The 25,263-nt window shown below is 55.1% G+C and carries 22 protein-coding genes and 1 pseudogene; 6 read left to right on the forward strand and 17 right to left on the reverse strand.

Annotated elements, in window-relative coordinates; genetic code table 11:
* Positions 1-27: 27 nt before the first annotated feature.
* Positions 28-708, forward strand: a complete 681-nt coding sequence (gene ypfH / locus C1N58_RS03185; protein WP_006120422.1) for an esterase — start codon at positions 28-30, stop codon at positions 706-708.
* Positions 709-745: 37 nt separating this feature from the next.
* On the opposite strand, the gene C1N58_RS03190 is transcribed toward ypfH, so the two are convergent.
* From C1N58_RS03190 to C1N58_RS03200, 3 genes are read right to left on the reverse strand one after another with little or no spacing between them, the layout of a single operon-like run.
* Positions 746-934, reverse strand: coding sequence for a YpfN family protein (locus tag C1N58_RS03190; protein WP_006120420.1), 189 nt, complete (start codon positions 932-934; stop codon positions 746-748).
* A gap of 22 nt (positions 935-956) precedes the next feature.
* Positions 957-2,084 carry a succinyl-diaminopimelate desuccinylase gene (dapE, locus tag C1N58_RS03195; RefSeq protein ID WP_006120418.1) on the reverse strand — a complete coding sequence of 376 codons (1,128 nt, stop codon included), beginning with the start codon at positions 2,082-2,084 and terminating at the stop codon, positions 957-959.
* Position 2,085: 1 nt separating this feature from the next.
* A complete protein-coding gene (locus C1N58_RS03200) occupies positions 2,086-2,454 on the reverse strand; it encodes an ArsC family reductase (RefSeq protein ID WP_006120416.1) in 369 nt (122 codons plus the stop codon).
* 386 nt (positions 2,455-2,840) lie between these two features.
* Between C1N58_RS03200 and ypfM the strand changes: the two genes are divergently transcribed.
* Positions 2,841-2,903 (forward strand): protein YpfM, encoded by a 63-nt coding sequence (gene ypfM, locus C1N58_RS03205; RefSeq protein ID WP_139015967.1) that lies wholly within the window; start codon positions 2,841-2,843, stop codon positions 2,901-2,903.
* 126 nt (positions 2,904-3,029) lie between these two features.
* On the opposite strand, the gene acrD is transcribed toward ypfM, so the two are convergent.
* The 3 genes from acrD to narQ form a co-directional block, all read right to left on the reverse strand.
* Entirely contained in the window at positions 3,030-6,146 is a 3,117-nt protein-coding gene (gene acrD / locus C1N58_RS03210; protein WP_172912867.1) for a multidrug efflux RND transporter permease AcrD, read from the reverse strand.
* Between the two features lie 165 nt (positions 6,147-6,311).
* A complete protein-coding gene (locus tag C1N58_RS03215) occupies positions 6,312-6,944 on the reverse strand; it encodes a response regulator (protein WP_054633359.1) in 633 nt (210 codons plus the stop codon).
* 180 nt (positions 6,945-7,124) lie between these two features.
* Positions 7,125-8,813: a nitrate/nitrite two-component system sensor histidine kinase NarQ gene (gene narQ / locus C1N58_RS03220; RefSeq protein WP_394564572.1), complete on the reverse strand. Its 1,689-nt coding sequence runs from the start codon at positions 8,811-8,813 to the stop codon at positions 7,125-7,127.
* Positions 8,814-9,063: 250 nt separating this feature from the next.
* Between narQ and C1N58_RS03225 the strand changes: the two genes are divergently transcribed.
* From C1N58_RS03225 to nudK, 3 genes and pseudogenes are all read left to right on the forward strand, one after another.
* Positions 9,064-9,336: a YdgH/BhsA/McbA family protein gene (locus C1N58_RS03225; protein WP_006118378.1), complete on the forward strand. Its 273-nt coding sequence runs from the start codon at positions 9,064-9,066 to the stop codon at positions 9,334-9,336.
* A 272-nt stretch (positions 9,337-9,608) separates the two neighbouring features.
* A pseudogene (gene ansP / locus C1N58_RS03230) lies at positions 9,609-11,082 on the forward strand (L-asparagine permease).
* A gap of 133 nt (positions 11,083-11,215) precedes the next feature.
* Complete coding sequence (gene nudK, locus C1N58_RS03235; protein WP_394564573.1) at positions 11,216-11,827, forward strand: GDP-mannose pyrophosphatase NudK; 612 nt, start codon at positions 11,216-11,218, stop codon at positions 11,825-11,827.
* 45 nt (positions 11,828-11,872) lie between these two features.
* Here the strand turns inward: nudK and C1N58_RS03240 are convergent, their stop codons facing one another.
* The 8 genes from C1N58_RS03240 to C1N58_RS03275 are packed head-to-tail and all read right to left on the reverse strand — an operon-like array spanning position 11,873 to position 19,793.
* Positions 11,873-12,832, reverse strand: a complete 960-nt coding sequence (locus C1N58_RS03240) for a ribokinase (RefSeq protein ID WP_033740832.1) — start codon at positions 12,830-12,832, stop codon at positions 11,873-11,875.
* The gene (alsK, locus tag C1N58_RS03245) at positions 12,829-13,725 is read right to left on the reverse strand and encodes an allose kinase (protein ID WP_054633362.1); all 897 of its coding nucleotides are present in this window, start codon (positions 13,723-13,725) and stop codon (positions 12,829-12,831) included. Before alsK ends, C1N58_RS03240 begins: the two co-directional genes overlap by 4 nt.
* Positions 13,722-14,414, reverse strand: a complete 693-nt coding sequence (alsE, locus tag C1N58_RS03250; protein ID WP_006118382.1) for a D-allulose 6-phosphate 3-epimerase — start codon at positions 14,412-14,414, stop codon at positions 13,722-13,724. The genes alsK and alsE overlap by 4 nt, the downstream gene beginning before the upstream one ends.
* Positions 14,414-15,466 carry an ABC transporter permease gene (locus tag C1N58_RS03255; RefSeq protein ID WP_394564574.1) on the reverse strand — a complete coding sequence of 351 codons (1,053 nt, stop codon included), beginning with the start codon at positions 15,464-15,466 and terminating at the stop codon, positions 14,414-14,416. The genes alsE and C1N58_RS03255 overlap by 1 nt, the downstream gene beginning before the upstream one ends.
* Positions 15,467-15,480: 14 nt before the next feature.
* Complete coding sequence (locus C1N58_RS03260; RefSeq protein WP_033740829.1) at positions 15,481-16,470, reverse strand: ABC transporter permease; 990 nt, start codon at positions 16,468-16,470, stop codon at positions 15,481-15,483.
* A complete protein-coding gene (locus C1N58_RS03265; protein ID WP_006118385.1) occupies positions 16,463-17,968 on the reverse strand; it encodes a sugar ABC transporter ATP-binding protein in 1,506 nt (501 codons plus the stop codon). The genes C1N58_RS03260 and C1N58_RS03265 overlap by 8 nt, the downstream gene beginning before the upstream one ends.
* A 2-nt stretch (positions 17,969-17,970) precedes the next feature.
* A complete protein-coding gene (locus C1N58_RS03270) occupies positions 17,971-18,951 on the reverse strand; it encodes a substrate-binding domain-containing protein (protein ID WP_054633363.1) in 981 nt (326 codons plus the stop codon).
* Positions 18,952-18,962: 11 nt separating this feature from the next.
* The gene (locus C1N58_RS03275) at positions 18,963-19,793 is read right to left on the reverse strand and encodes a DeoR/GlpR family DNA-binding transcription regulator (protein ID WP_054633364.1); all 831 of its coding nucleotides are present in this window, start codon (positions 19,791-19,793) and stop codon (positions 18,963-18,965) included.
* A gap of 488 nt (positions 19,794-20,281) precedes the next feature.
* On the opposite strand from C1N58_RS03275, the gene C1N58_RS03280 reads away from it, so the two are divergent.
* Positions 20,282-21,349: a DUF1176 domain-containing protein gene (locus C1N58_RS03280; protein WP_006118388.1), complete on the forward strand. Its 1,068-nt coding sequence runs from the start codon at positions 20,282-20,284 to the stop codon at positions 21,347-21,349.
* On the opposite strand, the gene ampH is transcribed toward C1N58_RS03280, so the two are convergent.
* From ampH to C1N58_RS03295, 3 genes are all read right to left on the reverse strand, one after another.
* Positions 21,346-22,509 (reverse strand): D-alanyl-D-alanine-carboxypeptidase/endopeptidase AmpH, encoded by a 1,164-nt coding sequence (ampH, locus tag C1N58_RS03285; protein ID WP_172677644.1) that lies wholly within the window; start codon positions 22,507-22,509, stop codon positions 21,346-21,348. The two genes, C1N58_RS03280 and ampH, sit on opposite strands and share 4 nt — an antisense overlap.
* A 211-nt stretch (positions 22,510-22,720) precedes the next feature.
* Complete coding sequence (locus tag C1N58_RS03290) at positions 22,721-23,407, reverse strand: response regulator (protein WP_054633367.1); 687 nt, start codon at positions 23,405-23,407, stop codon at positions 22,721-22,723.
* Positions 23,397-25,034: an ATP-binding protein gene (locus C1N58_RS03295; RefSeq protein WP_394564575.1), complete on the reverse strand. Its 1,638-nt coding sequence runs from the start codon at positions 25,032-25,034 to the stop codon at positions 23,397-23,399. The genes C1N58_RS03290 and C1N58_RS03295 overlap by 11 nt, the downstream gene beginning before the upstream one ends.
* Positions 25,035-25,263: the final 229 nt, after the last annotated feature.

Raw genomic sequence — 25,263 nt, forward strand, 5'->3', positions numbered from 1 at the left:
CGCGTAGAGTAGTAGCAGGAGGTCGATATGACACTGAGATATGTAATTGTTCAGCAACCCCCAAAAGTTGCCCAGCTGTTTTTGCTTTACCATGCCGTGGGTGATAACCCTGACGCCATGGGGGAAATTGGCAGCTGGTTTGCGAAAACCTTCCCTGCGGCGCTGGTCGTGTCGGTGGGATCGCCAGGGCCTGGCGGTCAATGGTTTAGTGAGGCCGGACTTCATGATAAAAGCGAGCAGCAGTGCGTTAACGCCAGTATGCCGCAGTTTGTTGAGTCCGTTCGTCACTGGCAGCAGCAGAGCGGCATAAGTCCGGAAGCCACGGCGCTGGTCGGGTTTTCACAGGGCGGAAGCATGGTGCTGGAGGGCATCAAAGCGCACAACGATCTGGCGGGACGCGCAGTGGTGTTCAGCGGACGTTTTATTACCCTGCCGGAGAGCGCCAGCACCCGCACGACGGTGCATCTGATTCATGGCGATTATGATGACCGCGTGCCACTGGCACATGCTCATCAGGCCGAACAGCGTTTAACCGCACTCGGCGGTGACGTCACGCTGAATGTTGTGGACGATCTGGCCCACGCCATCGACCACCGCAGCATGAATTTTGCCCTGCATCATCTGCAGTACACGGTGCCGAAACGCTACTTTGACGAGGCGTTGGGCGGGGCTAAACCCGGCGATGATGATGTGATTATGACAATGTAACCGGGCACGCCCTCGCGACCGCGAGGGCGCAAACGCGTTATTTCTTCTTCGGCCAGTCTTCGTCGTCATCCCATTTGTCGTTGAAATCACGATGAGGCGGGAGATCGGGCTTGTTATCCATAAACTTTTTGTGATCGATGCGTTTCAAATCCTTATACACATTCATCAGCACACCGACCATCAGCAGGACCACCAGGATCCACCAGTAATCTTTAATAAACTCCACAGGCCCGCTCCTTTCCTCGCTGTCAGGCGATCAATTGTTCCATGATGCGTTGATACATCCGGCTCAGCATCTGCAAATCGGATGCTTTCACGCACTCGTTGATTTTGTGAATCGTGGCATTCACAGGCCCCAGTTCGACCACCTGCGACCCCATGCGGGCAATAAAACGCCCATCAGAGGTGCCACCAGACGTCTGCAACTGCGGCTTAATTTCATTATAGTGCGTAACGGCGTTGACTACGGCATCCACCAGTTTACCGCGTGACGTCAGGAAGGGCTGACCGGACAGCTTCCATTCAATGGTGTAGCGCAACTGATGGCGATCCAGCAGTTCTGCCACACGTTGCTGGATCAGGCTGTCGGTGAGTTCGGTACTGAAGCGGAAATTGAACTGCACGAACAGTTCACCGGGGATCACGTTATTGCTGCCGGTGCCTGCCTGGATATTGGCGATCTGCATACTGGTGGCCGGGAAGAACGCGTTGCCCTGATCCCATTCGGTTGCCACCAGTTCATTCAGCGCGGGCATCGCGCGGTGTACCGGATTATCGGCCAGCTGTGGGTAGGCCACATGGCCCTGTACCCCATGTACCGTCAGGTTAGCCGTAATCGAGCCACGGCGGCCGTTTTTCACGACGTCGCCCACGATTTCGCTGCTGGAGGGTTCGCCGACCAGGCAATAATCCAGACGTTCGTTACGCGCCATCAGCCGCTCGACCACTTTGACCGTGCCGTTGGTGCCGCTGGCTTCTTCGTCAGAAGTAATCAGAAACGCCAGTCGCCCTTTATGGTGAGGATTGACTGCGACAAAACGTTCTGCGGCAACCACCATGGCGGCCAGCGAGCCTTTCATGTCGGCAGCACCACGACCAAACAACATGCCGTCGCGAATGGTCGGCTCAAATGGCGGATTGATCCAGCGGCTGGCGTCACCCGGTGGCACCACATCGGTATGACCAGCAAAGGCCAGGGTTTCCCCTTCACCGCGCGTAGCCCAGAAGTTCAGCGTGTCGTCGATGTTCATGGTTTCGATGTGAAAGCCGATTGCCTGCAGGCGGGCAATCAGCAGCGCCTGGCATCCGGCGTCATCGGGGCTGAGAGAGGGACGACGAATAAGCTGCTGCGTCAGCTCAATGACCGGACAAAACATATTATGACTTCTCCTGAAGAAGATTCTGGTAAAGGGTTTCACTGAAACCCAGCAGCAAGGTGCCATCGGCGGTGCGCAGCACAGGGCGCTTAATGATCGCGGGCTGCGCCAGCATCAACGCTTTGGCGCTGGCGGCATCCGTAATGCTGTCACGCTCGGATTCGGGCAGCTTGCGCCAGGTGGTACCGCGCGTATTCAGCAGGTCCTGATAACCGAGGGCATCGATAAACTGCTGGAGCTGTTCGTCGGTCAGGCCGTCAGCCCGGTAATCATGAAAGCGATAATCCACGCCGGCCGCCTCTAAAAAACGCCGTGCTTTTTTGATTGTGTCGCAATTTTTAATGCCAAACATGACCCATTGCCCGCTCATCGCCTACTCCTGTCCCGTAAAAATGCGCTGAGCAGTTTACCATAGTGTGATCTTATGCAGCATCCGCCAGCGGCGCTCCGCATCGAATAAAATAGGTAAACAGACAGCCCTGAGGTGTACGTAAACGGTTTCAGTTTGAGCGCTAATGATTTCCTGGTTTATCACTTCTCCTTTAAGAATTTCCTTAAATGCCATTTTTAGGCTACGTCCTGGTTAAGCACCCCGCGAAACCTGTCAGGCTAAGGCTTTGCTGAAATGTGCGTCAGCCAGCAAATCAGAAAAGACTCAGCTTTTTTGCGTCTTTGCCGATAGTACTAACAGGTGTAAACGTATTCACCAGGCGAAAAAAAAGGCGTAATATTGCCACTACAATAAGAGAGGGTTCTATGATTGACACCGAAATGGGGAACTGGAAAGAATTTATCGAAGCGATGTTACGTAACAAGTAACACGTGACGAGAAAAGCAGGGCACTTTCCCCTCTGCTGTAGTTCTTACCACACACAGAAATAAAACGGCCGCTGTTTCCAGAGGCCGTTTTTTTTGCCTGTCTGGTTCGCCAGACAGGCGGGCAGGTTAGTCGGGATGTTTCTCTTTCAGCGGGAAACGACGACGCACCAGCACAAAGAACAGCGGCACAAACAGGATGGCTAACAGCGTGGCGGAAATCATTCCCCCCATCACGCCGGTGCCCACGGAGTGCTGACTGCCTGACCCTGCGCCGCTACTGATCGCCATTGGCAGGACGCCGAAGATAAAGGCCAGTGAAGTCATCAGGATCGGGCGCAGACGCTGGCGTGAAGCCGCAAGCGTGGATTCAATCAGCTCGCCGCCCTTGCTGTTAAGCTCGTTGGCGAACTCGACAATCAGGATGGCGTTCTTCGCCGAAAGCCCGACAACGGTCAGCAGGCCTACCTGGAAATAGACGTCGTTTTCCAGCCCGCGCGTCCAGGTGGCGATCAGGGCGCCGACCACACCGAGCGGCACAACCAGCATCACAGAGAACGGAATCGACCAGCTCTCATACAGGGCCGCCAGACAGAGGAACACGACCAGCAGCGAAACGGCGTACAGCGCCGGAGCCTGAGAGCCGGACAACCGCTCCTGATACGACGCACCCGTCCACTGGAAGCCCACACCGAGCGGTAGGGATTCAACCAGCTTCTCCATTTCGTTCATCGCGGTACCGCTACTCACGCCCTCTGCGGCTTCTCCCACGATCTCCAGTGAGGCGTAGCCGTTATAGCGTTCCAGACGCGGCGAGCCCGTTTCCCAGCGGCTGGTGGCAAAGGCCGAGAAGGGCACCATGGTGCCACTGCTGTTACGCACGTACCATTTGTCGATATCATCGGGCAGCATGCGATAGGGCGCATCAGCCTGCACATACACTTTTTTTACCCGCCCCCGATCCAGAAAGTCGTTCACGTAGCTCGAGCCCCAGGCGGTGGCGAGCGTGTCGTTAATGGTATCCAGCGACACGCCCAGCGCCTGCGCTTTACGCTCATCAATATCAATTTGCAACTGTGGGCTGTCATCAAGGCCGTTATGACGGACACGGGACAGAAGCGTATCTTTGCTGGCTTTGTCCAGTAGCATGTCGCGCATGGCCATGAGCTTGTCATGCCCGATGCCGCCATGATCCTGTATCTCCAGGTCGAAGCCCGATGAGCTACCCAACCCGGTAATGGCCGGCGGGCTGCTCGCAATGACCATGGCCTCATTGATGTGTTTAAAGGCTTTACCCGCGCGCTTAATGATGGCGAACGAGGTACGATCGGCACCTGGTCTGTCACCCCAGTCTTTCAAACGGATAAACAGACGCGCGACGTTTTGTCCATTCCCGCCGGGGCCTGAACCGATCGTTGAGAAGACCGACAGCACGTTATCTTTCTCTTTCGTCAGGTAGTATTTTTCCACTTTGGCCACCACCGCCGAGGTCTGATCCATGCTGGAACCGGCGGGCAACTGGACCTGCGTCAAAATCATACCGCGATCTTCCTGTGGCAAAAACGACGAAGGCAGGTGAAGAAACAGAAACGCCATGACGCCAATTATCCCCACATAAAGCAGCAGCCAGCGGCCGCCTGTGTGCAGAATGCGGGCAACGCCACGCTCATAGCGATCGGCATTGCGGTTGAAATGATAGTTAAACCAGCGGAAGAAGCCGCGCTCGCCGTGGTGTTCACCTTTGGCGATGGGTTTGAGCAGCGTGGCACACAGGGCTGGCGTCAGGATCATTGCGACCAGCACGGACAGGATCATGGCGGAGACAATCGTCACCGAAAACTGGCGGTAGATGGCGCCGACGGTGCCGCCAAAAAAGGCCATGGGAATAAAGACGGCGGACAGCACCAGCGCAATCCCCACCAGCGCGCCCTGAATTTGCCCCATTGATTTTCGGGTGGCTGCGCGCGGCGAGATCCCTTCCTCGCTCATGATACGTTCGACGTTCTCGACGACCACAATGGCATCGTCCACCAGCAGGCCTATCGCCAGCACCATGGCGAACATGGTCAGGGTGTTGATACTGTAGCCGAAGGCAAAGATCACACAGAAAGTGCCAAGCAGCACCACCGGCACGGCGATGGTAGGGATTAACGTGGCCCGGAAGTTCTGCATAAACAGATACATCACGCCAAATACCAGCAGAATGGCTTCCAGCAGGGTTTTGACCACATCGGTGATTGAGGCTTTGACAAACGGCGTGGTTTCATAAGCGATCTTCGCTTCCAGCCCATGCGGAAAATAGTGTGATAACTCATCCAGACGTGCCCGCACCAGCTTATCCGTGTTCATCTCGTTGGCACCGGAGGCCAGTTTGATACCCAGTCCGGAGGCGGCCTGGCCATTGTAGCGGCTGAGGGAATCGTATTTTTCAGCGCCGAGTGCCACCGTTGCGACATCGCCCAGCGTGACGACGGAGCCATCGGGATTATTCTTCAGGGTAATCGCTTTAAACTGGTCGGGCGTTTGCAGCATCGACTGCGCGTTCACCGTGGCGTTCAGCGCCTGATTATTGACTGCCGGCAAACCGCCCACCTGGCCGACGGCCACCTGAGTGTTCTGGGATTTGATGGCATTCACCACATCATCGGTGGTCAGGGCATAGGCGGTCAGCTTGTAGGGATCGAGCCAGATGCGCATGGCATATTGGGTGCCGTAGGCATCCACTTCACCGACACCATCAATTCGGCTTATGGGATCCTGAATATTACTGGCGACATAATCAGCAATATCTTGTTTGTTCATGCTGCCGTCAGTGGAGACAAATGCCACCATCAAAATATTGCTGTCACCGGTTTTATTGACGGTCACACCTTGTGACTGCACCGGTTGAGGTAACTGACGCAGGGCTGCCTGTAACTGATTCTGGACCTGCTGACGGGCTTCGTCGGGATTGGTGCCGGCAGTAAAGGTGAGGGTGATTTGCGCCTGGCCGGTATTGCTGCTGTTCGAGGACATATACATCAGATTATCGATACCGGTCATATTCTGTTCGATAACCTGGGTAACGGTATTTTCCAGCGTTTGCGCCGAGGCACCAGGATAGGTCGCGGTTATACGCACGTTGGGCGGCGCTAAGTCGGGATATTGCTCAACGGGAAGCGAAATAATGGCGAGCGTGCCGCAAAGACACAATAAAATTGCCAAAACCCAGGCAAAAATAGGGCGGTCGATAAAGAAATTCGACATGGAATCGGCACTCCTCACTGCTTTTATTATTAATATGACCGATGCAGCGCGTAACGTACGAAAGTATTCCATGACATCACGCACGACCAGGCGACTACTTTACGTGCGGGCAAGGTTTGAAAAGTGGAGAAATTATAAAGAATGTGTAAATTGGCGCGCTTTTTCTCAACGATGTCGACGTTCAAGCCACAGGATGGTCGCCGCAACGCGTGAGCGAACCTCAAGTTTGCGCAGAATATTACGAAGATGTACCTTCACCGTCTCTTCTGAAATCTGCAAGGTATCAGCAACGGCTTTGTTGGACAGGCCTCGCGCCACTTCCTGAAGCACGTCGCGTTCGCGTTCGGTCAGCAAACGGAACGGATCGTCGCTGTTGTGACGCGTCGCGAGCGAATGCCGGACCGCCTCGCTAAAGACATTTTCGCCCTGTGTGGCCTGTACGATCTGGTTTAGCAGGATTTCCGGTTCACTGTCTTTCAGCAAATACCCATCGGCTCCCGCATCCACCATGGCGAAGATATCACTGCGCGCATCCGACACCGTCAGCACCAGAATCCGCGAGTGGACGCCTTCATGACGAAGCGCTTTCAGCGTGTCCAGGCCCGACATCCCTTTCATATTCAGGTCGAGCAGGATGACGTCCGGTGTCAGGCGACGGGCCTCAGCCAGTGCTTCGGTGCCGTTGCTGGCTTCCGCGACGACCTGAAGCGTCGGGTCAAGCGCCAGTAACTGCCGAATACCGCGACGCATAAGCGGATGGTCGTCCACAATCATGATTGTTAAAGTCGGTTGTTCCATGTTTTCTCCCTGTCACCTGACGCTGCAGGTTGTCGCATGGGCAATGCGGTTCGTCAAGCGGCGGCTGCAGCGACCCTCTGTGGTGCTGTCATTGTAATGATTAACCCGATGGCCTGCCGTTGATCTGCCACATGCCCTGTGATGCGAGATGCAATAAAAGTAAAGCCGTGTTACGTGCGGCTAGTCAATCTCTGATGCCGGACGCGGTGGAAAGCGCAACACAATCTGTGTTCCACACGGCTGCGAACGAATGTCTAACTGGCCAGACAAGCATGCTGCGCGCTCGGTCATGGTGATGAAACCATAATGCCCCGGGGGTTCTTCTGTGCTGATCATGCCCGTGCCGTCATCAGTGATTGTCAGTGAATGCTCACCTGTATCCGTGATCCGGTAGTCGACGGTAATCAAACGGGCATTCGCATGGCGAATGGCATTCAGGACGGCTTCCCGGGCAATTTGCATGACGTGGACCTGTTGCCGGGCATCCAGTTGCTGCAGGCCTGGCTGGCAGGTCAACCGGATATCAGCGACAGTCTGAGACTGAAGCGGCGCAATTATCACGTGCAGAGCAGCCTCCAGATCGGCCTTTTCGATCGTCAGACGAAAGGTCGCCAGCAGTTCGCGTAGCTGGCGGTAAGCCTCTGCCAGTTCGCGATCAAAATCTGCAATGATTGCCTGTGCCGACTGATCGGAGGCGGACAGGCTGCGCCGAAGCTGCATCAGCTGTATCCGCAGGTAAGTCAGTGACTGCGCCAGCGAGTCGTGCAGTTCACGTGCAATCGTGGCGCGCTCCTCAATCAGCAGCATTTGCTGGTACTGCTTCTGGGTTTGCCAGATCCAGATCGACCGTCCCAGCATCGCGGCCAGGCTGCCCATTAACGCGGCGGAAGGGGCCGTGCCGTCGGTTTGCCAGCGCAGCGTGCCAACACGTTGATCGTCCTGTTTCAGCGGTAAATGCTGCCAGGCCAGCGCGGGATCGTGCTGGCCCGCCTCACAGGTAAACTGCCCGCCCCGAAGCTGAATGAAGGCAATATTCTCTTTGCCGACGATGCGGTTCAGCACATCATCGAAAAGCGCCGGTTGCAGCGAACGGCTGGTCAGAATTTGTGAGCTTTCATAGAGTAAGGAGAGCGTATGATTCGCCTGGGTTAAGTCCCGGGTTTTGTCGCGGACCCGTTGTTCCAGTTGCTGATAATGGCACTGTAATTGTGCAGCCATGCTGCTGAAAGTCTGTGACAGGACTTTCAGCTCGTTCTGCTGCTGCACATGCAGGGGCGGAAAGGCAAAATTGCCGCTTTCCACATAGCGGCTGGCTCTGACCAGTGCATTGAGGGGTTTAACGACCTGCTGGCGGGTAAAGCGGATCGTCATCAGAGCGAGCGCAACAATGGCGATCACGCCCGTCAGGCTGCTGATGGCCACGACGCGCATTTTCAGTTCGGCGTAGCGCTGTAGCGCCAGTACGAAGCGGTTAATTTCGTCAACGTAGTTGGGCATTTGTTGCCGCCAGGCATCTGACGCGTTCGCCTGCAGATGCTGTGCCAGACCGGGCCAGCCTTCGCGTAAACGCTGATAGTGATTATTAACCTTGCGCGGCACCCAGGGGCGATCGAGTTCCTGTAACACGGCGGCATCAAGCGTTTGTTGATACTGCGCCAGGTGCGCCGTCAGCAGCTGCGGATCTGCTCTGGCATCCCAGGCCAGGCGGTAACTTTGCATCCGCAGCGATCCGGCCAGATTAATGGCTTCCGCATCGCGCAGGCTACTGGAAAGCGTCAGCAGCGCCAGGCCGGTCGTCAGTAACGCCAGCAAGACAATCCACGTTAACGACAGCGCGATACTTCTGGTAACAGAGCGTTTAACAATCACGACAATAACACCTTTACTGACAGGGAATCATAAGAGCGGTGCCAGAGACACCCGACGACTTATTACAAAATGCCCGAAAACAGCGGCGCTGTGTACGCAAACTCACCCCCGTTGACGTTTCCCAGGAATGTCCACTTACGAATGAACATTGCTGCCATAGCTTTACACCTTGCCCATGTTGGCTTTCATTGCCTCGCTAATACTCAACACCATGTTTTACTCAGTGACCCACGCAAGTTCAGGAGGAAGTATGAAACGATTACCTGTGTACCTTAGCGCTGCTCTGTTGGCCACTGCTTCATTCTCTACTCTTGCTGCCACGGCAGTGGACCGGCAGGAAGCCCAGGGGCTGCAACGTATCGGCAGCGTCTCGGTGACAAATGTGAACGGCTCTCTGGATGATGTCACCCGCCAGCTTTCGCAGGAGGCCAAATCAGAAGGTGCCCGCCATTTCCGTGTCATCGGGGTTGATAACCCCGGCGACTCCAGCCTGTGGACCGGCACTGCCGAAATTTACCGCTAAATCCCTCTGTTACCTTCCCTGTAGCCCTTACCGGTCGCCTGTCGGCCGGTTTTTTTGTGATCTCAGAAAAGTTTTTTACAAATCGTCCGGCTTATCTCCTCGGTATATTTTGCTTCGATGTTGCATAACGGTTAGGATTCATCGCCGTAAATTCCCGCGCTGCTTTTCGTTAACTCACAGGCAAACGCACAGAGGAAGAAAACCCATTTCGCACTGCTAAACGCAATCGTTTGGATGCGCGATGACTTATGGTCAGGACAAACAGGAAGGCTATGAAATCTACGAAGAAAACCGCAGCAGACATGCGCGCTGCGAAACGACGCTGGCTCAATTCCCACGACTCCGGCTATAAGAAAGCCATGGGTAATCGTCACGTACAGATGATCGCTATCGGTGGCGCAATTGGTACAGGTCTGTTCCTGGGCGCAGGTGCCCGCTTACAGGCTGCGGGTCCCGCTCTGGCGGTAATCTATCTGGTCTGTGGCATTTTCTCCTTCTTCATTCTGCGCGCGCTGGGCGAACTGGTTTTACACCGTCCCAGCAGTGGAAGCTTTGTTTCCTATGCACGCGAGTTTATGGGTGAAAAAGCCTCCTATGTGGCAGGCTGGATGTATTTTGTTAACTGGGCCATGACCGGGATTGTCGATATCACCGCCGTGGCACTGTATATGCACTACTGGGGCGCGTTTGGCGATGTCCCACAATGGGTGTTTGCCCTGGGCGCGCTGGCGATTGTCGGTACCATGAACATGATCGGCGTAAAGTGGTTTGCCGAAATGGAGTTCTGGTTCGCGTTAGTCAAGGTGCTGGCGATAGTCATATTTCTGGTGGTCGGCGTGGTGTTCCTGGGCAGCGGTAAACCGCTGGACGGCAATGCAACAGGTTTCCACCTGGTCACGGATAACGGCGGCCTGTTCCCGCACGGCCTGTTACCGGCGCTGGTGCTGGTGCAGGGGGTGGTCTTTGCCTTCGCTTCGATCGAACTGGTGGGCACGGCCGCAGGTGAGTGTAAAGATCCGGAAACCATGCTGCCGAAAGCGATCAACAGCGTAATCTGGCGTATCGGTTTGTTCTATGTCGGTTCCGTGGTGCTGCTGGTGCTGTTACTGCCGTGGAATGCCTATCAGGCCGGGCAAAGTCCGTTTGTGACCTTCTTCTCTAAACTGGGCGTGCCGTATATCGGCAGCATCATGAATATCGTGGTCCTCAGCGCCGCGCTGTCCAGTCTGAACTCCGGTCTGTACTCGACAGGCCGTATTCTGCGCTCCATGTCGATGGGCGGCTCAGCACCGAAATTCATGTCAAAAATGAGCAGCCAGCAGGTGCCTTATGCCGGGATTCTGGTTACCGTTTGCGTCTATGTTGTCGGCGTAATACTCAACTACTATGTGCCGTCACAGGTGTTCGAGATTGTCCTGAACGTCGCGTCACTGGGGGATCATTTCGTCCTGGGGCTTTATCGTGCTGTGCCAGCTGCGTCTGCGCAAAGCTATTAAAGAAGGCAAGGCCGACGACGTCAGCTTTAAGCTGCCGGGCGCGCCTTTCACTTCCTGGCTGACGCTGCTGTTCCTGTTCAGCGTGCTGGTCTTAATGGCGTTTGACTATCCAAACGGCACGTACACTATTGCCTCTATTCCGCTGATTGCGGTGATTCTGGTTCTGGGCTGGTTTGGTGTGCGTAAGCGCGTTAACGAAATTGCCGCCACGGAGCACGAGCATCACGAGCACGATGGCAAATCATCCTGACGGTGATCTTGCCTGAGATATCAATGCCAGCCTGCGTGCTGGCATTTTTTTTCGGTGTTTCGGGCGGTCTTGATAATTGCGTGCGCAGACACGTAATTCAGATAGTTTTCTTGCATCCCACGACCTATCATCATTGGCTCCCTTCTCACTTGCGGAGCGCCTATGTCGTCCAGAATCACTATCATCAAACAAAGATAAGCTGCTGTCTGAGAACTGGTTTGTGTTGCGTAACATCACCTATGAGCTAACCGACAGCCATGGCGACGTCGTGCGTCACAAACGCGAGGTGTACGATCGCGGCAACGGGGCGACAATTCTGCTCTATAACCGTGAAAAAAACAGTGTGGTGCTGACGCGCCAGTTTCGCGTGGCGACCTACGTGAACGGTAATGAAGACGGAATGTTAATTGAGGCCTGCGCGGGCTTACTGGATGACGACTCGCCAGAGGATTGCATCCGTAAAGAGGCCATTGAAGAGACCGGCTATGCGGTAGGCGAGGTCGAAAAACTGTATTCGGTCTATATGTCACCGGGCGGCGTCACTGAACTGATTCACTTCTTTGCGGCGGAATATCATGAATCACTGCGCGAGAACGCTGGTGGCGGTGTTGAAGATGAGGCCATTGATGTGCTGGAAATGCCTTTTCCTCAGGCCATGGCGTGGGTGAAAGACGGACGCATTCGTGATGGTAAAACCATCATGTTATTGCAGCACGCCCTGATCGCAGGCTGGCTAACGCTGTAATCCTGCACGAAGCCGATGCGCAAACCATCGCATCGGCTTTCCGCTTTATACGCACGTCATCACGCTGTCGGCGACGCACTCCGGGTGCGCCTGCAGACGCGCCAGTGCCTCGGCATACGAAGGCATCGAATGGGCCGCACCCGGTCGCTCCACACATAATGAGGCAAACGCGGCCGCATACAGCGCCGCCTGATCCAGCGCAACGCCCGCCGCGAGCCTGGCCGCCAGCGCGCCGTTAAACGCATCGCCCGCGCCGGTCGTATCCAGCGGGGTGGCAGGAAACACGGGAATATGCCGTTGCTGCTGGCCGTCAGACAGTAACGCACCCGCCGTCCCCAGTGTAATAATGATCTGGCGCGCCCCTTTGCGATGCAGAATTTCTGCCGCCTGCCGGGCACTGCGGATATCGTTGACGTTGATGCCGGTCAGCAGCCTCGCTTCCGTACTGTTCGGGGTCAGCAGATCGACTTTTGCCAGCAACGTATCGCTGATTTTTTGAAACGGCGCGGGATTAAGAATCACAAAGGTATTGGCGGCCCGCGCATTATCAATCATGCGCTGTATCGCGCTCAGGTTGTTCTCGAGCTGGACCAGCAGAATGTCCGCCGCCGCGACGGTGGGTTTGCAGCGCGTGACTTCCGCCGCCGTCACGGTAAGGTTGGCGCCCGGATAGACGGAAATCATGTTTTCGGCGTCGTTTCCGGCAACGTAGATCAACGCATTGCCGGTGGGTTTCTCCTTACAGGTGAACAGTGTAATCGCATCAAACCCGGTTTTTTCCAGATGGCGGCGGGCAAACACACCAAAGTCGTCCTTGCCCACTTTGCCAATATAGTGCACCCGGGCGCCCGCGCGCAGTGCGGCGGTGGCCTGATTCGCACCTTTACCGCCCGGTCCCATCATGCTGTGCTGAGCAATCAGCGATTCGCCCGGCAGGGGAAAGCGGCGCATACCGGCGACAATATCCAGATTGAATGAACCAAACACACAGACTTTGCCTTTCATTTTCGCTCTCCAAAGTGGCGTTCGGCAGCCAGGCAGGCACCACGGCAGCCTGTGTAATCGGTGGCATGACTGAACACGATCCGTAAACCGTGGCGCGTGACGGGCGGCCGCAAACTGCGCTGAATGTGGTGTTGTAACTGCGCCAGCGGAAAACCGGCCATCGCCAGCACGCCACCGCCCAGAATCAGGTATTCCGGATCGAGGATGTTCATTTCACTGGCGATCAGGTGCGCCAGCCGCTGGACGAAGGCCTGCAGATCGGGATGATCCCCGTGTCGCGTAAACAGTTGTGACAGGGCGGTGTCCGGCTGATGCGTCGCCGCCCACTGGCTCAGCCAGTGACCGGAGATCAGCGTTTCCGCACAGCCGCGATTGCCGCACGGGCAGGGCAGGTCATTGCCGGGCAGGGGAATATGCCCCAGTTCACCCGCGCCGCCATGATGACCATGATAAAAGCGGCCTTCCAGCCACAGGCTATTGCCTAAACCGGTGCCGGGATACAATCCCACCGCGTTGTCGGGCAGGGCATCAAGCTGTAACAGGTCCCATAACATCAGGTGGTTGACGTCTTTATCCATGGCGACCGGCACGCCCAGTCGCTTGCTCAACTGGGCTGCCACAGGTTGCCCATCCAGTGCCTGAATAAAGGGTAACGAGATAACCTGCTGACGATCGCGGCTGAGTATACCGGGGAGCCCGAGCATTACGCCGCTAATCGCTTGTGACGCCAGCGTGTCAATAATCACATCGCCCAGGGCGTGAAGCGCATCCGTTTGCTGTGCCCAACTGGCGGTCGCTATTTTACGGAATCCGCACCAGTGCTGGCCGTCTTCCATCAGTTGCAGTCGGGTGCTGGTGCCACCGATATCCATTCCAAGCCAGCGTTGTTTCATGCAGACTCCTGTGCCAGTCCCTGTGCGGCATCAATGCTGCTGCGCATCATGTCCCAGGCGGTGCTGAGATCGTCATGCACGTTGAACAGGCCCGAGGTGCCGACAATCAGCACGTCTGCGCCCGCCTCCAGTAGCGTGCGGTAGGTTCGTTGATTACAGGAGCCGTCAATTTCGATGAGGAAGTCATAGCCCTGTGCCTGTTTCAGGGCCTTAAGCTGCTGGATCTTCTGCACCATCTCGGGAATAAATGGCTGCCCGGCATAACCCGGATCGACCGTCATTACGGTGATCTTCTCCAGCAGATGAATATAGTGATGAATAAACGACACGGGCGTAGCGGGATTTAAAACCACGCCCGGCTTTTTCCCCAGACTGCGGATCAGGTTGATCACCCGGAAGGCATCGCGGTTGATGGTCTCCGCATGCGGACAGATATAGTCTGCTCCCGCTTTCGCGACGGCCTCGATAAAATCGGTCGGCTGTTCCACCATCAGGTGAACGTCTATCGCTACGGGCGTATGCGGACGAATTTGCTCAATAAAGAACGGCGACAGCGTGATGTTTTTGACGTAATGCCCGTCCATGATATCAACGTGCAGGAAATCAGCGCGGGTGTTCAGGACCGCCAGCTGCTGTTTAATCTCCATCAGATTCATGCACATTAATGACGGCGAGATTTGAATACGCATTATACTTCCTTTTTCTCAGTCAAGGGATTCAGGGCCGCGCTTAAACGTTTGCTGCGCGTTACGGCCCGGCTTTCATTTAGTCGGGCTTTGCCCTGTTTAACGGCCAGCACCACAATCAATACCGCGCCCCACATTGCCAGGCTGACGTGCGGACTGATGTTTATCAGACTGAACCCGGTGGAAAGAATTTGTAGCGCGATCAGCGCCAGCACGACGCCGGTAACCCGGCCAAAGCCGCCATTGGGATCGGTGCCGCCAAGGATGATGGCCAGCACGGTGAGTAAGAGATAGGCATCGCCATAACCCATGCGGGCGGAGTTAAAGCGCGCCATCATCACCAGCCCCGCCAGTACGCACAACAGGCTGGAAAGGATATATACCAGCATCACCATGCGGTGCGTGTTGATGCCGCTAAACCAGGTCGCGTTGATGTTGCTGCCGCCCATATAGATGCACTTACCGGCGCGGGTTTTGCCCAGAAACAGGGCCAGCAGGGCGGCCGCCAGCAGAAAGAGCCACAGCGGCAACGGCACACCCAGTAAGGTATCGGCACCCAGAGCCCTTACAACGGGAGGCATACCGCTTACCGCCGCGCCTTTGGTCAGCCAGATACCGATGCCGTTAATCGTGATCATGGTTGCCAGCGTCACCAGGATGGGATGTGCGCCAATGCGCGTTACCATGACGCCGGTAATCAGGCCAATGAGTGCAGCAATCAGCATCGCACCCAGTACTGCCAGCAGTAACCACACGAGTTGCTGAGCGGTTCCGGCACCGTCCGGCACCCTGTTTAGTAAGACCCAGGCGATAAACAGGCTGGTCAGATTGGCTGTGGTGATAATCGCCAGATTGAGTCCGCCACTCAGGATGGCAATAAACATTGCCAGGGTGAGTAAGCCCAGTTCCGGCAGTTGGAACGCCATGCTGAGGAAAGTGGCGTCGGTAAAAAAGCGGCCGGGTAACAGAATGCCGAACAGCGCCAGCGAGAAGGCAATCAAAAGCAGCAGGCCAACATTGGTGCCATCCGGTTTTAACGCAGCGAATCTTTTCATCTCTGTTTCTCTCCTCAGACAAAGCTGACGTCAGTTTCTTTGCGCTTCTTAAAGTGGGTGACAGCAATGGCGGCCATAATGACGGTACCGACCACGATGTTCATGAAGTAGTTGGATACGCCGATCAGGTTGAGTCCGTTCTTCAGAACCGCGATCAGGAAAACCCCCATCAAGGTGCCACTGACGGTGCCCTTGCCGCCCATCAGACTGGCTCCGCCCAGTACGGTTGCCGCCAGCACATCCAGCTCACCGCCCACCAGGGCGTTGGGGACGACTTCACCCATGCGGTAGACCTGAACCAGTCCGCCAATCGCGGCCATGGCCCCCAGCCAGCCATAGGCAAAGAGGGAGATCAGGCCAACGCGAATCCCGATACGCCGTGCGGATTCCGCATCGCCGCCCACGGCATAGAGTTGACGACCTAAATGTGTTTTGTTGAGGAGCACCGCTGTCAGCGCCGCAATGAGCAACAGGATGAGCAGCGGCAGGCCGAGCTGAAAGGCTTGTCCCTGCCATTCGAACGGCAGCACGTTACGCAGCGTGATCCACCAGTCCGGAAGCTGATACAGGCTGCGTCCACCGGTCACCCACATCAGCAGGCCAAACAGCAGCGACTGCATACTAATGGTGATGATGATGGAGACGACCCGGAGCCAGGTGATCAGCCAGGCGTTAATGACACCAAACAGCGTGCCGCAGGCTATCGCCAGTGCAATACTCAGCGGCGCGTTAGCAAACTGGTAATGCACAAACAGCGAGGCGATCAGGTACTGCACCACAGAGGCGACGGCCGCAAAGGAAATATCAATGCCGCCGGTCACCAGCACGACAAACAGTCCGAGGGCGAAAATGCCGGTAACCGCGTAACTCTCGGCCAGATCCAGCAGGTTTTGCACGGTCAGAAACTGGTCGCTGGCGAAGGAGAAAATCACAATGAACAGCAACAATACCCACGTCAGCCAGCCCTGGCTGGAATGAGGACGTAAACGGGAAAAATCAGGCATTGATCACCTCCGCCAGTTGCTGTTGCGCTATGCGGTCTGGTTGATATTCGGCCTGGATGGTGCCCTCGCGGAAATGCAAAATGCGGTCGCAGTTGTACCAGACCTCGGGGACTTCATCGGAAATCAAAATGATCGACAGGCCTTCGCGTGCCAGTTCGTGAATAAGTTGATAGATACTCGCTTTTGCCCCCACATCCACGCCGACGGTGGGCGAATCGAGGATGAGCAGGCGCGGCTGCGTCAGGACCCATTTCGCCAGCACAATCTTTTGCTGATTGCCGCCGGACAGCGTTGAGATGGCTAACTGTGGATCGGCAACGCGCACGCCCAGTTGCTGAATCCACTGAAGAATCAGCTTGTTCTTGCGGTATTCATCAATCAGGTGGAAGCGGTTTTGCAGCTGGTTAAGAATGGGCAGCACCATATTGTCGGCCACCGATTGTTGCTGAATCAGCCCCAGCGTCAGGCGATCCTCAGATACATAACCAATCCCGGCTTTGATGGCATCTTCATGACTGCGAAAGCGCACGGGTTTACTGTCCAGCCAGATCCTGCCGCGGTCTGGCCGGGTCATGCCGAACAGGGAAAGAGCCAGCTCAGTACGTCCCGATCCCAGCAGACCACACAGCCCCAGCACCTCACCTTCGTACAGCCGAAAATTAACATCGTGGTACTGACCTGCACGGTGCAGGTTTTCCACTTCCAGAATGACCCGATCACCGTTGCGCGTAGGGGTTTTTAACTGATAATCAAGTTTTTGCCCGGTCATCAGCTCGGTGAGATGGTGCGGCGTCATAGCCTGCGCCGGCCAGCAGCCAACCTTGCGGCCGTCGCGAATGACGGTTACGCGATCTGATATTTCCAGCACCTCGTCCAGGCGATGGCTGACAAATACCACACAAATCTTTTTCTGTTTGAGATAGCGTACCGTGCGCAGCAGTTGATTGACTTCGGTACGGGTGAGGGAAGCGGTGGGCTCATCCATGATCACCAGCCGCGCATCCGCCACCAGCGCGCGACAAATGGCGACCTGTTGTCGCTGAGCGATGGAAAGGTGCGCGACACTCTCGTCAAGATTGAGGTCAAACTGCAGTTCCTCAACAATACGCCGGGCACTGTCAACCAGGGTTTTGCGCTGATGCCAGCCAAATAACCCGCGCAGATTGTGTTCAAATGCGATGTTTTCGGCCACGCTCAGGTTCGGGAACAGGGACAGATCCTGATAGATGACCTGAATACCAAAGTCTCTGGCCTGCTGAGTCGAGAGACGGGGCAAGCAGTCTCCGTCACCTAAACGAATTTCGCTGCCACGATCCGGCGCATGTACGCCGGATATCACTTTAATGAGCGTACTTTTGCCACAACCATTGGTACCGGCAAGGCAGTGCACTTCGCCCGCCAGCAAGGTCAGCGAGATATCGCTCAGAGCACGATTCCCCCCAAAGGTTTTCGACAGTTTTTCCAGGGTGATAAGCCTTTGCGGCGCGACCGATTGCATCATTACAGCCCCAGCTTGATCAGGTTAGGCAGGTTAGCTTTATCCAGACTTTCCGTGTTGTTGCCCAGAATGGTGTGCGTTGTCTGATCCACTTTCACCTTGCCCAGGCCGTCAATCGTCATACCGTCCGTAATCGGTTCGTTCTTCTCCACCTTCTCGGCAATACGGATAAACACTTCACCGGCGGTATGTGGATTCCAGATATAGCCGCCCTTGATCGCCCCGCGGTTAACCAGTTGCGCGCCCTGACCCGGACTGAACGCCCCAATGACACAGACCTGATTGGTTTTATTGCGGTTCATAACGGCGCGACCGGCACCAATAGGGCCCTGCGAACCGAAGGCTAAAATGCCTTTCAGGTCGGGATACTTAGACATCAGTTCATTGGTGGTACGGATGGACTCGTCCAGGGATTCGCCTACGCCAAATTTGTCCGTAACCAACTGCATGTTGGGATAGTGCTGCTTTTGATAATCCAGCGCGGCATCGGTCCACTGCTGATGAAGCGGCACCGTCAGGCTCCCCACGTATATGGCGTATTTCCCTTCGTCATGCATACATTGCGCCAGCGCTTTCATATGATTGATGCCGTGCGTTGCGGCATCCACTAATTCAAAGTCCCAGTTTGCAAACTTCTGGCCTGGCGATTCGTGGGTAATGACTTTGATGCCGGCTTCACGGGCGCGCTGCAAGACGGGCTCAAGCACTTTGGGATCGTTGGGGACGACGCCGATAATGTCCACTTTCTGGGCAATCAAATCTTCAATGGCACGCACCTGCAGGGCAGGATCGGCTGCGGTCGGCCCCACCATCCAGGCGTCAATGCCGCGTTTGGCCGCTTCGCTTTTAATTCCGGCTTCCATAGCGTTGAACCACGGAATACCACCGATTTTCACCACGATGCCCATGCGTATTTTGTCCGCCGCATGGGACTGAAAAGCCAGTAATGCGAACAACGAACAGGCGATAAGCTGTTTTTTCATAAAGGCTCCATTTAATTATTTATAAGCTGCACAGACTGGGGGCGCTGCGAGCAGTCAATAATATTGACGCCGTTCCAGGCCAGTTCCTGTTCCAGCTCTTTATCTTTCAACTGGTCAGTAATGAGAAAATCCACATCACGGTAATGGCAAATACGCGCGAATGAGGGCCGAAGAAACTTAGAGCTATCCATTAATAAATGTTTTCGTTCTGCTGCCAGAATCAGCTGTTGTTTTAAATGTGCATGACGTTCATTTCCTTCGCGTAAATAACCGTCATTGCCCAGACTGCTGCATGAAAAAAAGATCTTATTTATTTGAAACTCTTTTAACGGCTGCTCGGTAACAATGCCGTGAAAATCTTCATAACGATCTGAATATTCTCCGCCCAGACAAATGGTGCGAATACTGCCGCGCGCTGCCAGCGTCTGGACAATGCGTAACGAATTGGTTAATACCGTTAATTCAATATCCGGTAATTGCCGTGCCAGATAAAAACACGTGGTACTACTGTCGAGTAATAAGCAGTCGCCCACACTAATAAAATCCAGCGCGCGTTTCGCGATTGCCATTTTGGCGTCAACATGTTCGTTTACGCGTTGACGAAAAGACGATTCAGATTCATTAATCTCGCGATTATTAACCTGTAGCGTTGCACTGTGTCGTTTAGCCGGAACCGCACCACCATGGCTTCGCTGTAAAATACCTTTCTTTTCCAGTTGTGCTAAATCGCGGCGAATCGTTTCCTGAGAAACCCGACATAACGCGGTGAGTTCAGCGACAATAACCCGTCCGTTACACATTAATTCATCGATAATTCTCTGCTGGCGTTCAATCGGCAACATAATGGCCTCCGATGGCTATAAAGTACTGGAAGGCACGCGGCAAAAATGTGGCCTGAGCGTGGGTACGCAGGACCTGTTTTTACAACGCGCATAAAGAGATCAGTGTTGGGTTTTAATGAAACGAAATGAAAGCAATAATATTGTTTAGTGATTTGTCTCACTAAATAAGGGTTATTTAGCGGTCTCAGGATCCGCTGTGAACATTTTATCCTGCATTCTGCAGCGACTCTATCATGCCCGCTTTTGCCCGTTTATGTGTATTTGACCGCTTTGCCTGTCCGGATAGTCCGACGAATCCGATTGAGAGAACGCTGACGAATACGCATGATGACCGCATTGCGCACGACAGGGCGCTACGGCTGTTGCAAAATGGATGTTTTTTAGGCAGTTAGTTGCGCTTGCTGGGCACTTCACAGAATGCGAACGTCGTGACGTGCGCGATTGCGCTATCATCTTCCACTCAGAGAAGTTGGGGCTCGATTTTCTTAATGTGGTACAGGATGAAATCGCTGTTTGCGTTGCCTTTATTCATGGTCGCCGCCGTCCAGGCTGATCCGGTGCAGAAACTGTTTTCTGACTGGCAGTTAACCTGCAATAACGCGGCCTTTTGCGTTGCGCGCAGCACGCAGGGTGACCGTGGTTTGGTGATGACCCTGTCGCGACATGCCGGGGCGGATGACCAGCCCCTGTTACGTATTGATTACGGCAGTGCCTATAGTGGTGCGCTGCCGGGGCCGGCGCTCAAAGATAATCTGCTGGTGGATCAGCGTCGTCTTCGTCCTGATTTCAAGCACTGGGACGTTGAGCCGCATCATCTTGCGACCCGTAACCCGATTGCCATTAACGAATTTCTTGAACTCACCATGGATGCAAAAAATCTGCAGCTGACGTTCAGCGCCAGCCCACAGGTTTCATTGCGTGGTATGAAAGCGGCCCTGTTGTACATGGACGACGTGCAGGGGCGGGTGAATAGCATGAGCGCCTGGGTTCGACGGGGCGAACGCAACGGCGTGCCTGCTGCTCCGGCGATTCCGCAACTGCCACCTCCCATGGCCGCGCCTGTACCGCTGACGCGGGAAGAAACCAGTGGCCTGATCGATTACGGCACCTGGCGGGTTAATTCAGACACCTGTTCGCTCGATCCACTGCGACGCGAAGTCAGCGTCTCGCCGCTGACGGACAAAAAAGCCTTGCTGCTGGTGAGCTGTGAGATGGGGGCGTATAACGTGATCGATCGGGCGTTTGAAGTGACGCGTGCGCCGCCCTATGTGGCACGCGGTGTCAGCCTGACGTTACCCTTTACGCCGCCCGAGGGAGGAGAGCGCCAGCTGGAGCTGATTAATGCGGATTACGATGCGGCAACTGGCCAGCTTTACACCTTTGGTAAAGGGCGGGGACTGGGCGACTGCGGTACAGCGTCCCGCTGGCAGTTTAACGGTGAGCACTTTGTGTTAGCGGAATATGCCGAAGAATCAACCTGCGATGCCTGGCACAGCAGCGATGACTGGCCCACGCTCTGGGTAAGCCAGTCAGCCTCTGCGGATGGCAGCCGTTAAGGAATCGCCTGCACCATCATGGGGGAACCGGTCTGATTGCCCACCAACTCCGCCAGCAGGTTATTTACACCGTCACTCATTGGCGTGAAGCGGGTCAGGGGAGATCGGGTCACCACCACAAAAACGCCCACATTATTCTGCGGCACCATCGCTATATAGGTGATGAACCCCCCGCCACCGCCGGTTTTCTGAATGATCCCCGGACGCCCCTTTGACGGTCCCATATAAACCCAACCCATGCCGAGAGCGTCGGCTTTACCTGGCACGTCCATTCCATCCACCTTGTGAAGCTGATCGCGACGGTAGATTAATGTCTGCAGGCGATCGATCTGTGGCGTGCGGCGATTCACAGAGGAGTTCAGAAACTGCTGCATCCAGCGTCCCATATCATCCGGCGTTGAATAGACGCCACCGCTGCCGATAGCCGCCAGCGTGTTATTACACGGACTGGCTCCTTTTTCCGCCACCATTAAACGGGCGCACTGTTCGGGTGACGGGGTAAACGTGGTGTCCTTCATGCCCAGCGGGCGGGTGATCAGCTGCTGAAACAGGGCCGGATAGGGTTTACCCGCCGCACGTGACAGCGCATCACCCAACAGATCGTAACCCAGGTTGGAATAGGCCGCATTGGTGCCGGGGGCCGCTTTCAGGCTGGCGGTGTTCAGCCAGTTCCAGCGCTCACTTTGCGTAGGCCAGACAAAAACCGGACGATGCGGCTTACCGCCGGGCTGCTCGCGCGGCAGGCCACTGGTGTGAGTGGCGAGGTTAATCAACCGAATCGGTTGACCGTCGAAACCAGGGACCCGTTTTCCCGGAGGCGCATACTTACTCAGCGGATCGTCCAGACGAATCTCGCCGCGCTCGGCCATTTTTACCATCACCTCACTGGTCATTAATTTACTGAGCGAGGCAATACGAATTAACGAATCCTTTTGCGGACGAATATTGTTGCCGGGCCGGGTATCACCAAAGCTGGTAAAGACGCGCTGATTACCGTCTATTGCCACCAGGGCCATGCCGGTGGCACCACTGGCATAAAAGATATGCTCTGCATAGCGATCGACAATCTGGGAGGCCAGTAAGGGATCGGGCGCAACCTGCGCCATGCTTTTAAGGGGAAGCAAAGAAACCAGTAAAGCCAGTAAATAAGGAGTGCGCATTTTCAACGGAGAGGGCTTCGCTATAGGAGTCGGGTGAAAACCTATAGTAATCAGTTTAAGGATGACGGGAAGAGCAAAGCACAGTTTTTTTTATTTCAGATTACAGTCAGCTGGCGATGGCGGCCATGGACATCAGCGGACGGGGGATATGTTTTGCCCCGCAGAGGCCGCCGGACCGAGCCGCTGCACTGGCGGCGTGGCGCGCCGCAGTTCATGGCCGTTTGTACATGCGCCTGGGATGGCCCACTTTGCCATACAGCATTTCTACCGTCAGAAAGCCGGTTTCCACGCAGTGCTCCAGATAGCGACGGGCGGTTGTTTTACTGAGCCCGGTTTCGGCCATCACCTCATCAACCGAAAAAAGCCGCGTGGTGGCTGGCGTAAAAAGTGTCTGGACCCGTGCGAGGGTCGTTTCCTCAATACCTTTGCTGCCGTTATCGTGCGGGTAGTTCTTCGCCTGTAGCTGATAAAGGACATCGACATTTTTCTGATCGACAATCTTCCATGTGCGCTGCTGGTCTGCGAAAGCGATAAAGTTGGCAAGCGAGCGGTTAAGCCGTTTCCAGGACACAGGTTTAAGGACGTAATCGAAGGCACCGTTGCGGATGGCCTGGCTACAGGTATCCATATCACTGGCCGCCGTAATAAAAATAATGGAACAGTTTGCGTGGGCCAGCAACGGATCGCCAATCAGGGTGATGCCTTTGCCATCGGGCAGATAATTATCCAGCAATAGCAGCTGTGGCGCACTGATGGCAAGCTGCTGTCTGGCTTCTGCCAGTGACCCGGCGATACCGATCAGCCTGAGTTCAGGGTGTTTACCAATCAGTTCGGCATGAAGCTGAGCCAGTTCAGGCTCATCTTCCACAATCAGGACAGTCACAGGCTCATGTTGCATCGCGGACCTTCTCCGTTTCCGTTACGGGACAGCGGTGGGTTTGCGCGCAGGGGATAAACAGCGAGAAAATGGCGCCACGTGGCGCATTGTCGCTGACCTCAATGGTGCCCCCTGTGCGGGTAATATAGCTTTCTGTTAAATACAGCCCGATGCCGTGATCGCCCCGGGTTTTCGTGGTGACGCCACGTTCAAACATGTGTTCGCGGATGGCAGGTGCAATGCCCACGCCGTGATCCGCCACTTCGATGATCAGCTCACGGGCGCTGAGCTTAATCAGCACTTCAACAGGTTCATGAGGCATCGGGGCGCGTTGCGTGGCTTCAATCGCGTTGTCCAGCAAATTGCCAATGACCGAGATCAGTTCAGCCTCTGACAGTGGGGGAAAGGGCTTGTCCATCAGGCATGCGGGATCAAAGTGGAGGATAACGCCTTTTTCTCTGGCGCGTGCCGCTTTGCCCAGTAACAAGCCGCACAGCAGTGGCGAGCTGAAGCGTGCGGAGACAAAGTCCAGCCACTCCTGCTCGTGTTCTGACTGCGCCTCAATGTAGTCAATCGCGTCTTCAAAACGCCCCATGTGCAACAGCCCGGAAAGCGTGTTCATACGATTAAGCTGCTCATGCCGCATAATGCGCAGATTATCGACATAACGTTTCACCTGGCTGAGCTGGGCGCTAAGGGAGTCGATGTCGTTAAAATCGCGGAAGGAGATGACCCAGCCCATCAGCGCGTCCTCCAGCATGATACGTACCCGGCTGGCGATGACGGTAAGCGCATTAAACTGACTAATCTCATCGTGGGTATCTTTCTCCAGCATCACGGGCTGCGATAAAAAGGGGACGGGCGAAATGATCTGGCTGACAGACTGCCCTCGCAGCGCCTCGGCGGACTGTGACAGGCCTAACAGCGTTCGGGCGGCCTGGTTGATCACTTCGATCTGCAGGTGTTCATTGATGACAATCACGCCTTCATAGATCGATTCCATCATGGCCTTTTGCTGACGGACCATCAGGCCGATCTCGCGCGGTTCCAGCGAGAAAATCTGTTTTTTAATATTGCAGGTGAAAAACCAGGAGAAAATAAACAGGGCGATAAGCACCAGGGCCGCCACGATCAGCAGGTTGATCATGTTGCTGAACGTGATGGCATCCAGATAGCGGGCGAGATAACCAACGGACACGATACCGACCACCTGCCCGCGATCGTTCAGGATAGGCGATTTGCTGCGCAGGGAGATTCCCAGGCCGCCTGTCCGAATGGTGGTGATACTTTTCCCTGCCAGCACAGCCGCGTTGTCTCCGCCGACCAGGGGTTTGCCAACCCGGTCCGCCGTCACCGAGTGAAAAAGGTGCAGGCCACGGTTATCGCCAATCACCATAAAACTGGCATCGCTTTTCCGGGCAATAGCCCGCATCAGCACGTTAATGGCCGGGATATCCCGATCCGCCACCGCTTTTCTCAGTTCCGGAATCAGCGCGATTTCATCAGCCTGAACTTTGGCGCGCATGCTCATCGCCTGATAAAGCTGCCGGGTGATGCTGACGTAGTAATAGCTTCCCAGTAACACGAACAGGACAGACGAAAAAACAACGAGCGAAAGAAACAGCTTCGTTTGAAATGACAATTTCATGACTGTCACGCGCATTTTGGAATAATAACTTCAATGTATCATCTTTTTGACAACAGACACTACATGCGTTTATCTGTTTGATATTAATGGGGTTAAATCGTTTTCAGAGGGCAGGGAAGCGTCAGCAAAGGACAAACAACGGCTGCGGGGAATAAAAACCATAAACACCACGACGATTACCAGGATGCGGATCACGCTCTGGAAATAACACCATTAAAACTTTATGCCA

This window comes from Pantoea sp. SGAir0180 (genome assembly GCF_043546245.1).

Excerpts from the sequence above, each read along its gene's own strand:
- C1N58_RS03260 (WP_033740829.1), bottom strand. The coding sequence starts at position 16,470 with ATGCCTGATTTTTCCCGTTTACGTCCTCATTCCAGCCAGGGCTGGCTG.
- acrD (WP_172912867.1), bottom strand. The coding sequence starts at position 6,146 with ATGTCGAATTTCTTTATCGACCGCCCTATTTTTGCCTGGGTTTTGGCA.
- C1N58_RS03270 (WP_054633363.1), bottom strand. The coding sequence starts at position 18,951 with ATGAAAAAACAGCTTATCGCCTGTTCGTTGTTCGCATTACTGGCTTTT.
- C1N58_RS03255 (WP_394564574.1), bottom strand. The coding sequence starts at position 15,466 with ATGAAAAGATTCGCTGCGTTAAAACCGGATGGCACCAATGTTGGCCTG.
- ampH (WP_172677644.1), bottom strand. The coding sequence starts at position 22,509 with ATGCGCACTCCTTATTTACTGGCTTTACTGGTTTCTTTGCTTCCCCTT.
- C1N58_RS03225 (WP_006118378.1), top strand. The coding sequence starts at position 9,064 with ATGAAACGATTACCTGTGTACCTTAGCGCTGCTCTGTTGGCCACTGCT.
- alsK (WP_054633362.1), bottom strand. The coding sequence starts at position 13,725 with ATGAAACAACGCTGGCTTGGAATGGATATCGGTGGCACCAGCACCCGA.
- C1N58_RS03280 (WP_006118388.1), top strand. The coding sequence starts at position 20,282 with ATGTGGTACAGGATGAAATCGCTGTTTGCGTTGCCTTTATTCATGGTC.
- C1N58_RS03215 (WP_054633359.1), bottom strand. The coding sequence starts at position 6,944 with ATGGAACAACCGACTTTAACAATCATGATTGTGGACGACCATCCGCTT.
- C1N58_RS03240 (WP_033740832.1), bottom strand. The coding sequence starts at position 12,832 with ATGAAAGGCAAAGTCTGTGTGTTTGGTTCATTCAATCTGGATATTGTC.
- alsE (WP_006118382.1), bottom strand. The coding sequence starts at position 14,414 with ATGCGTATTCAAATCTCGCCGTCATTAATGTGCATGAATCTGATGGAG.
- C1N58_RS03290 (WP_054633367.1), bottom strand. The coding sequence starts at position 23,407 with ATGCAACATGAGCCTGTGACTGTCCTGATTGTGGAAGATGAGCCTGAA.
- ypfH (WP_006120422.1), top strand. The coding sequence starts at position 28 with ATGACACTGAGATATGTAATTGTTCAGCAACCCCCAAAAGTTGCCCAG.
- C1N58_RS03265 (WP_006118385.1), bottom strand. The coding sequence starts at position 17,968 with ATGCAATCGGTCGCGCCGCAAAGGCTTATCACCCTGGAAAAACTGTCG.
- dapE (WP_006120418.1), bottom strand. The coding sequence starts at position 2,084 with ATGTTTTGTCCGGTCATTGAGCTGACGCAGCAGCTTATTCGTCGTCCC.
- C1N58_RS03275 (WP_054633364.1), bottom strand. The coding sequence starts at position 19,793 with ATGTTGCCGATTGAACGCCAGCAGAGAATTATCGATGAATTAATGTGT.
- C1N58_RS03295 (WP_394564575.1), bottom strand. The coding sequence starts at position 25,034 with ATGAAATTGTCATTTCAAACGAAGCTGTTTCTTTCGCTCGTTGTTTTT.
- C1N58_RS03200 (WP_006120416.1), bottom strand. The coding sequence starts at position 2,454 with ATGAGCGGGCAATGGGTCATGTTTGGCATTAAAAATTGCGACACAATC.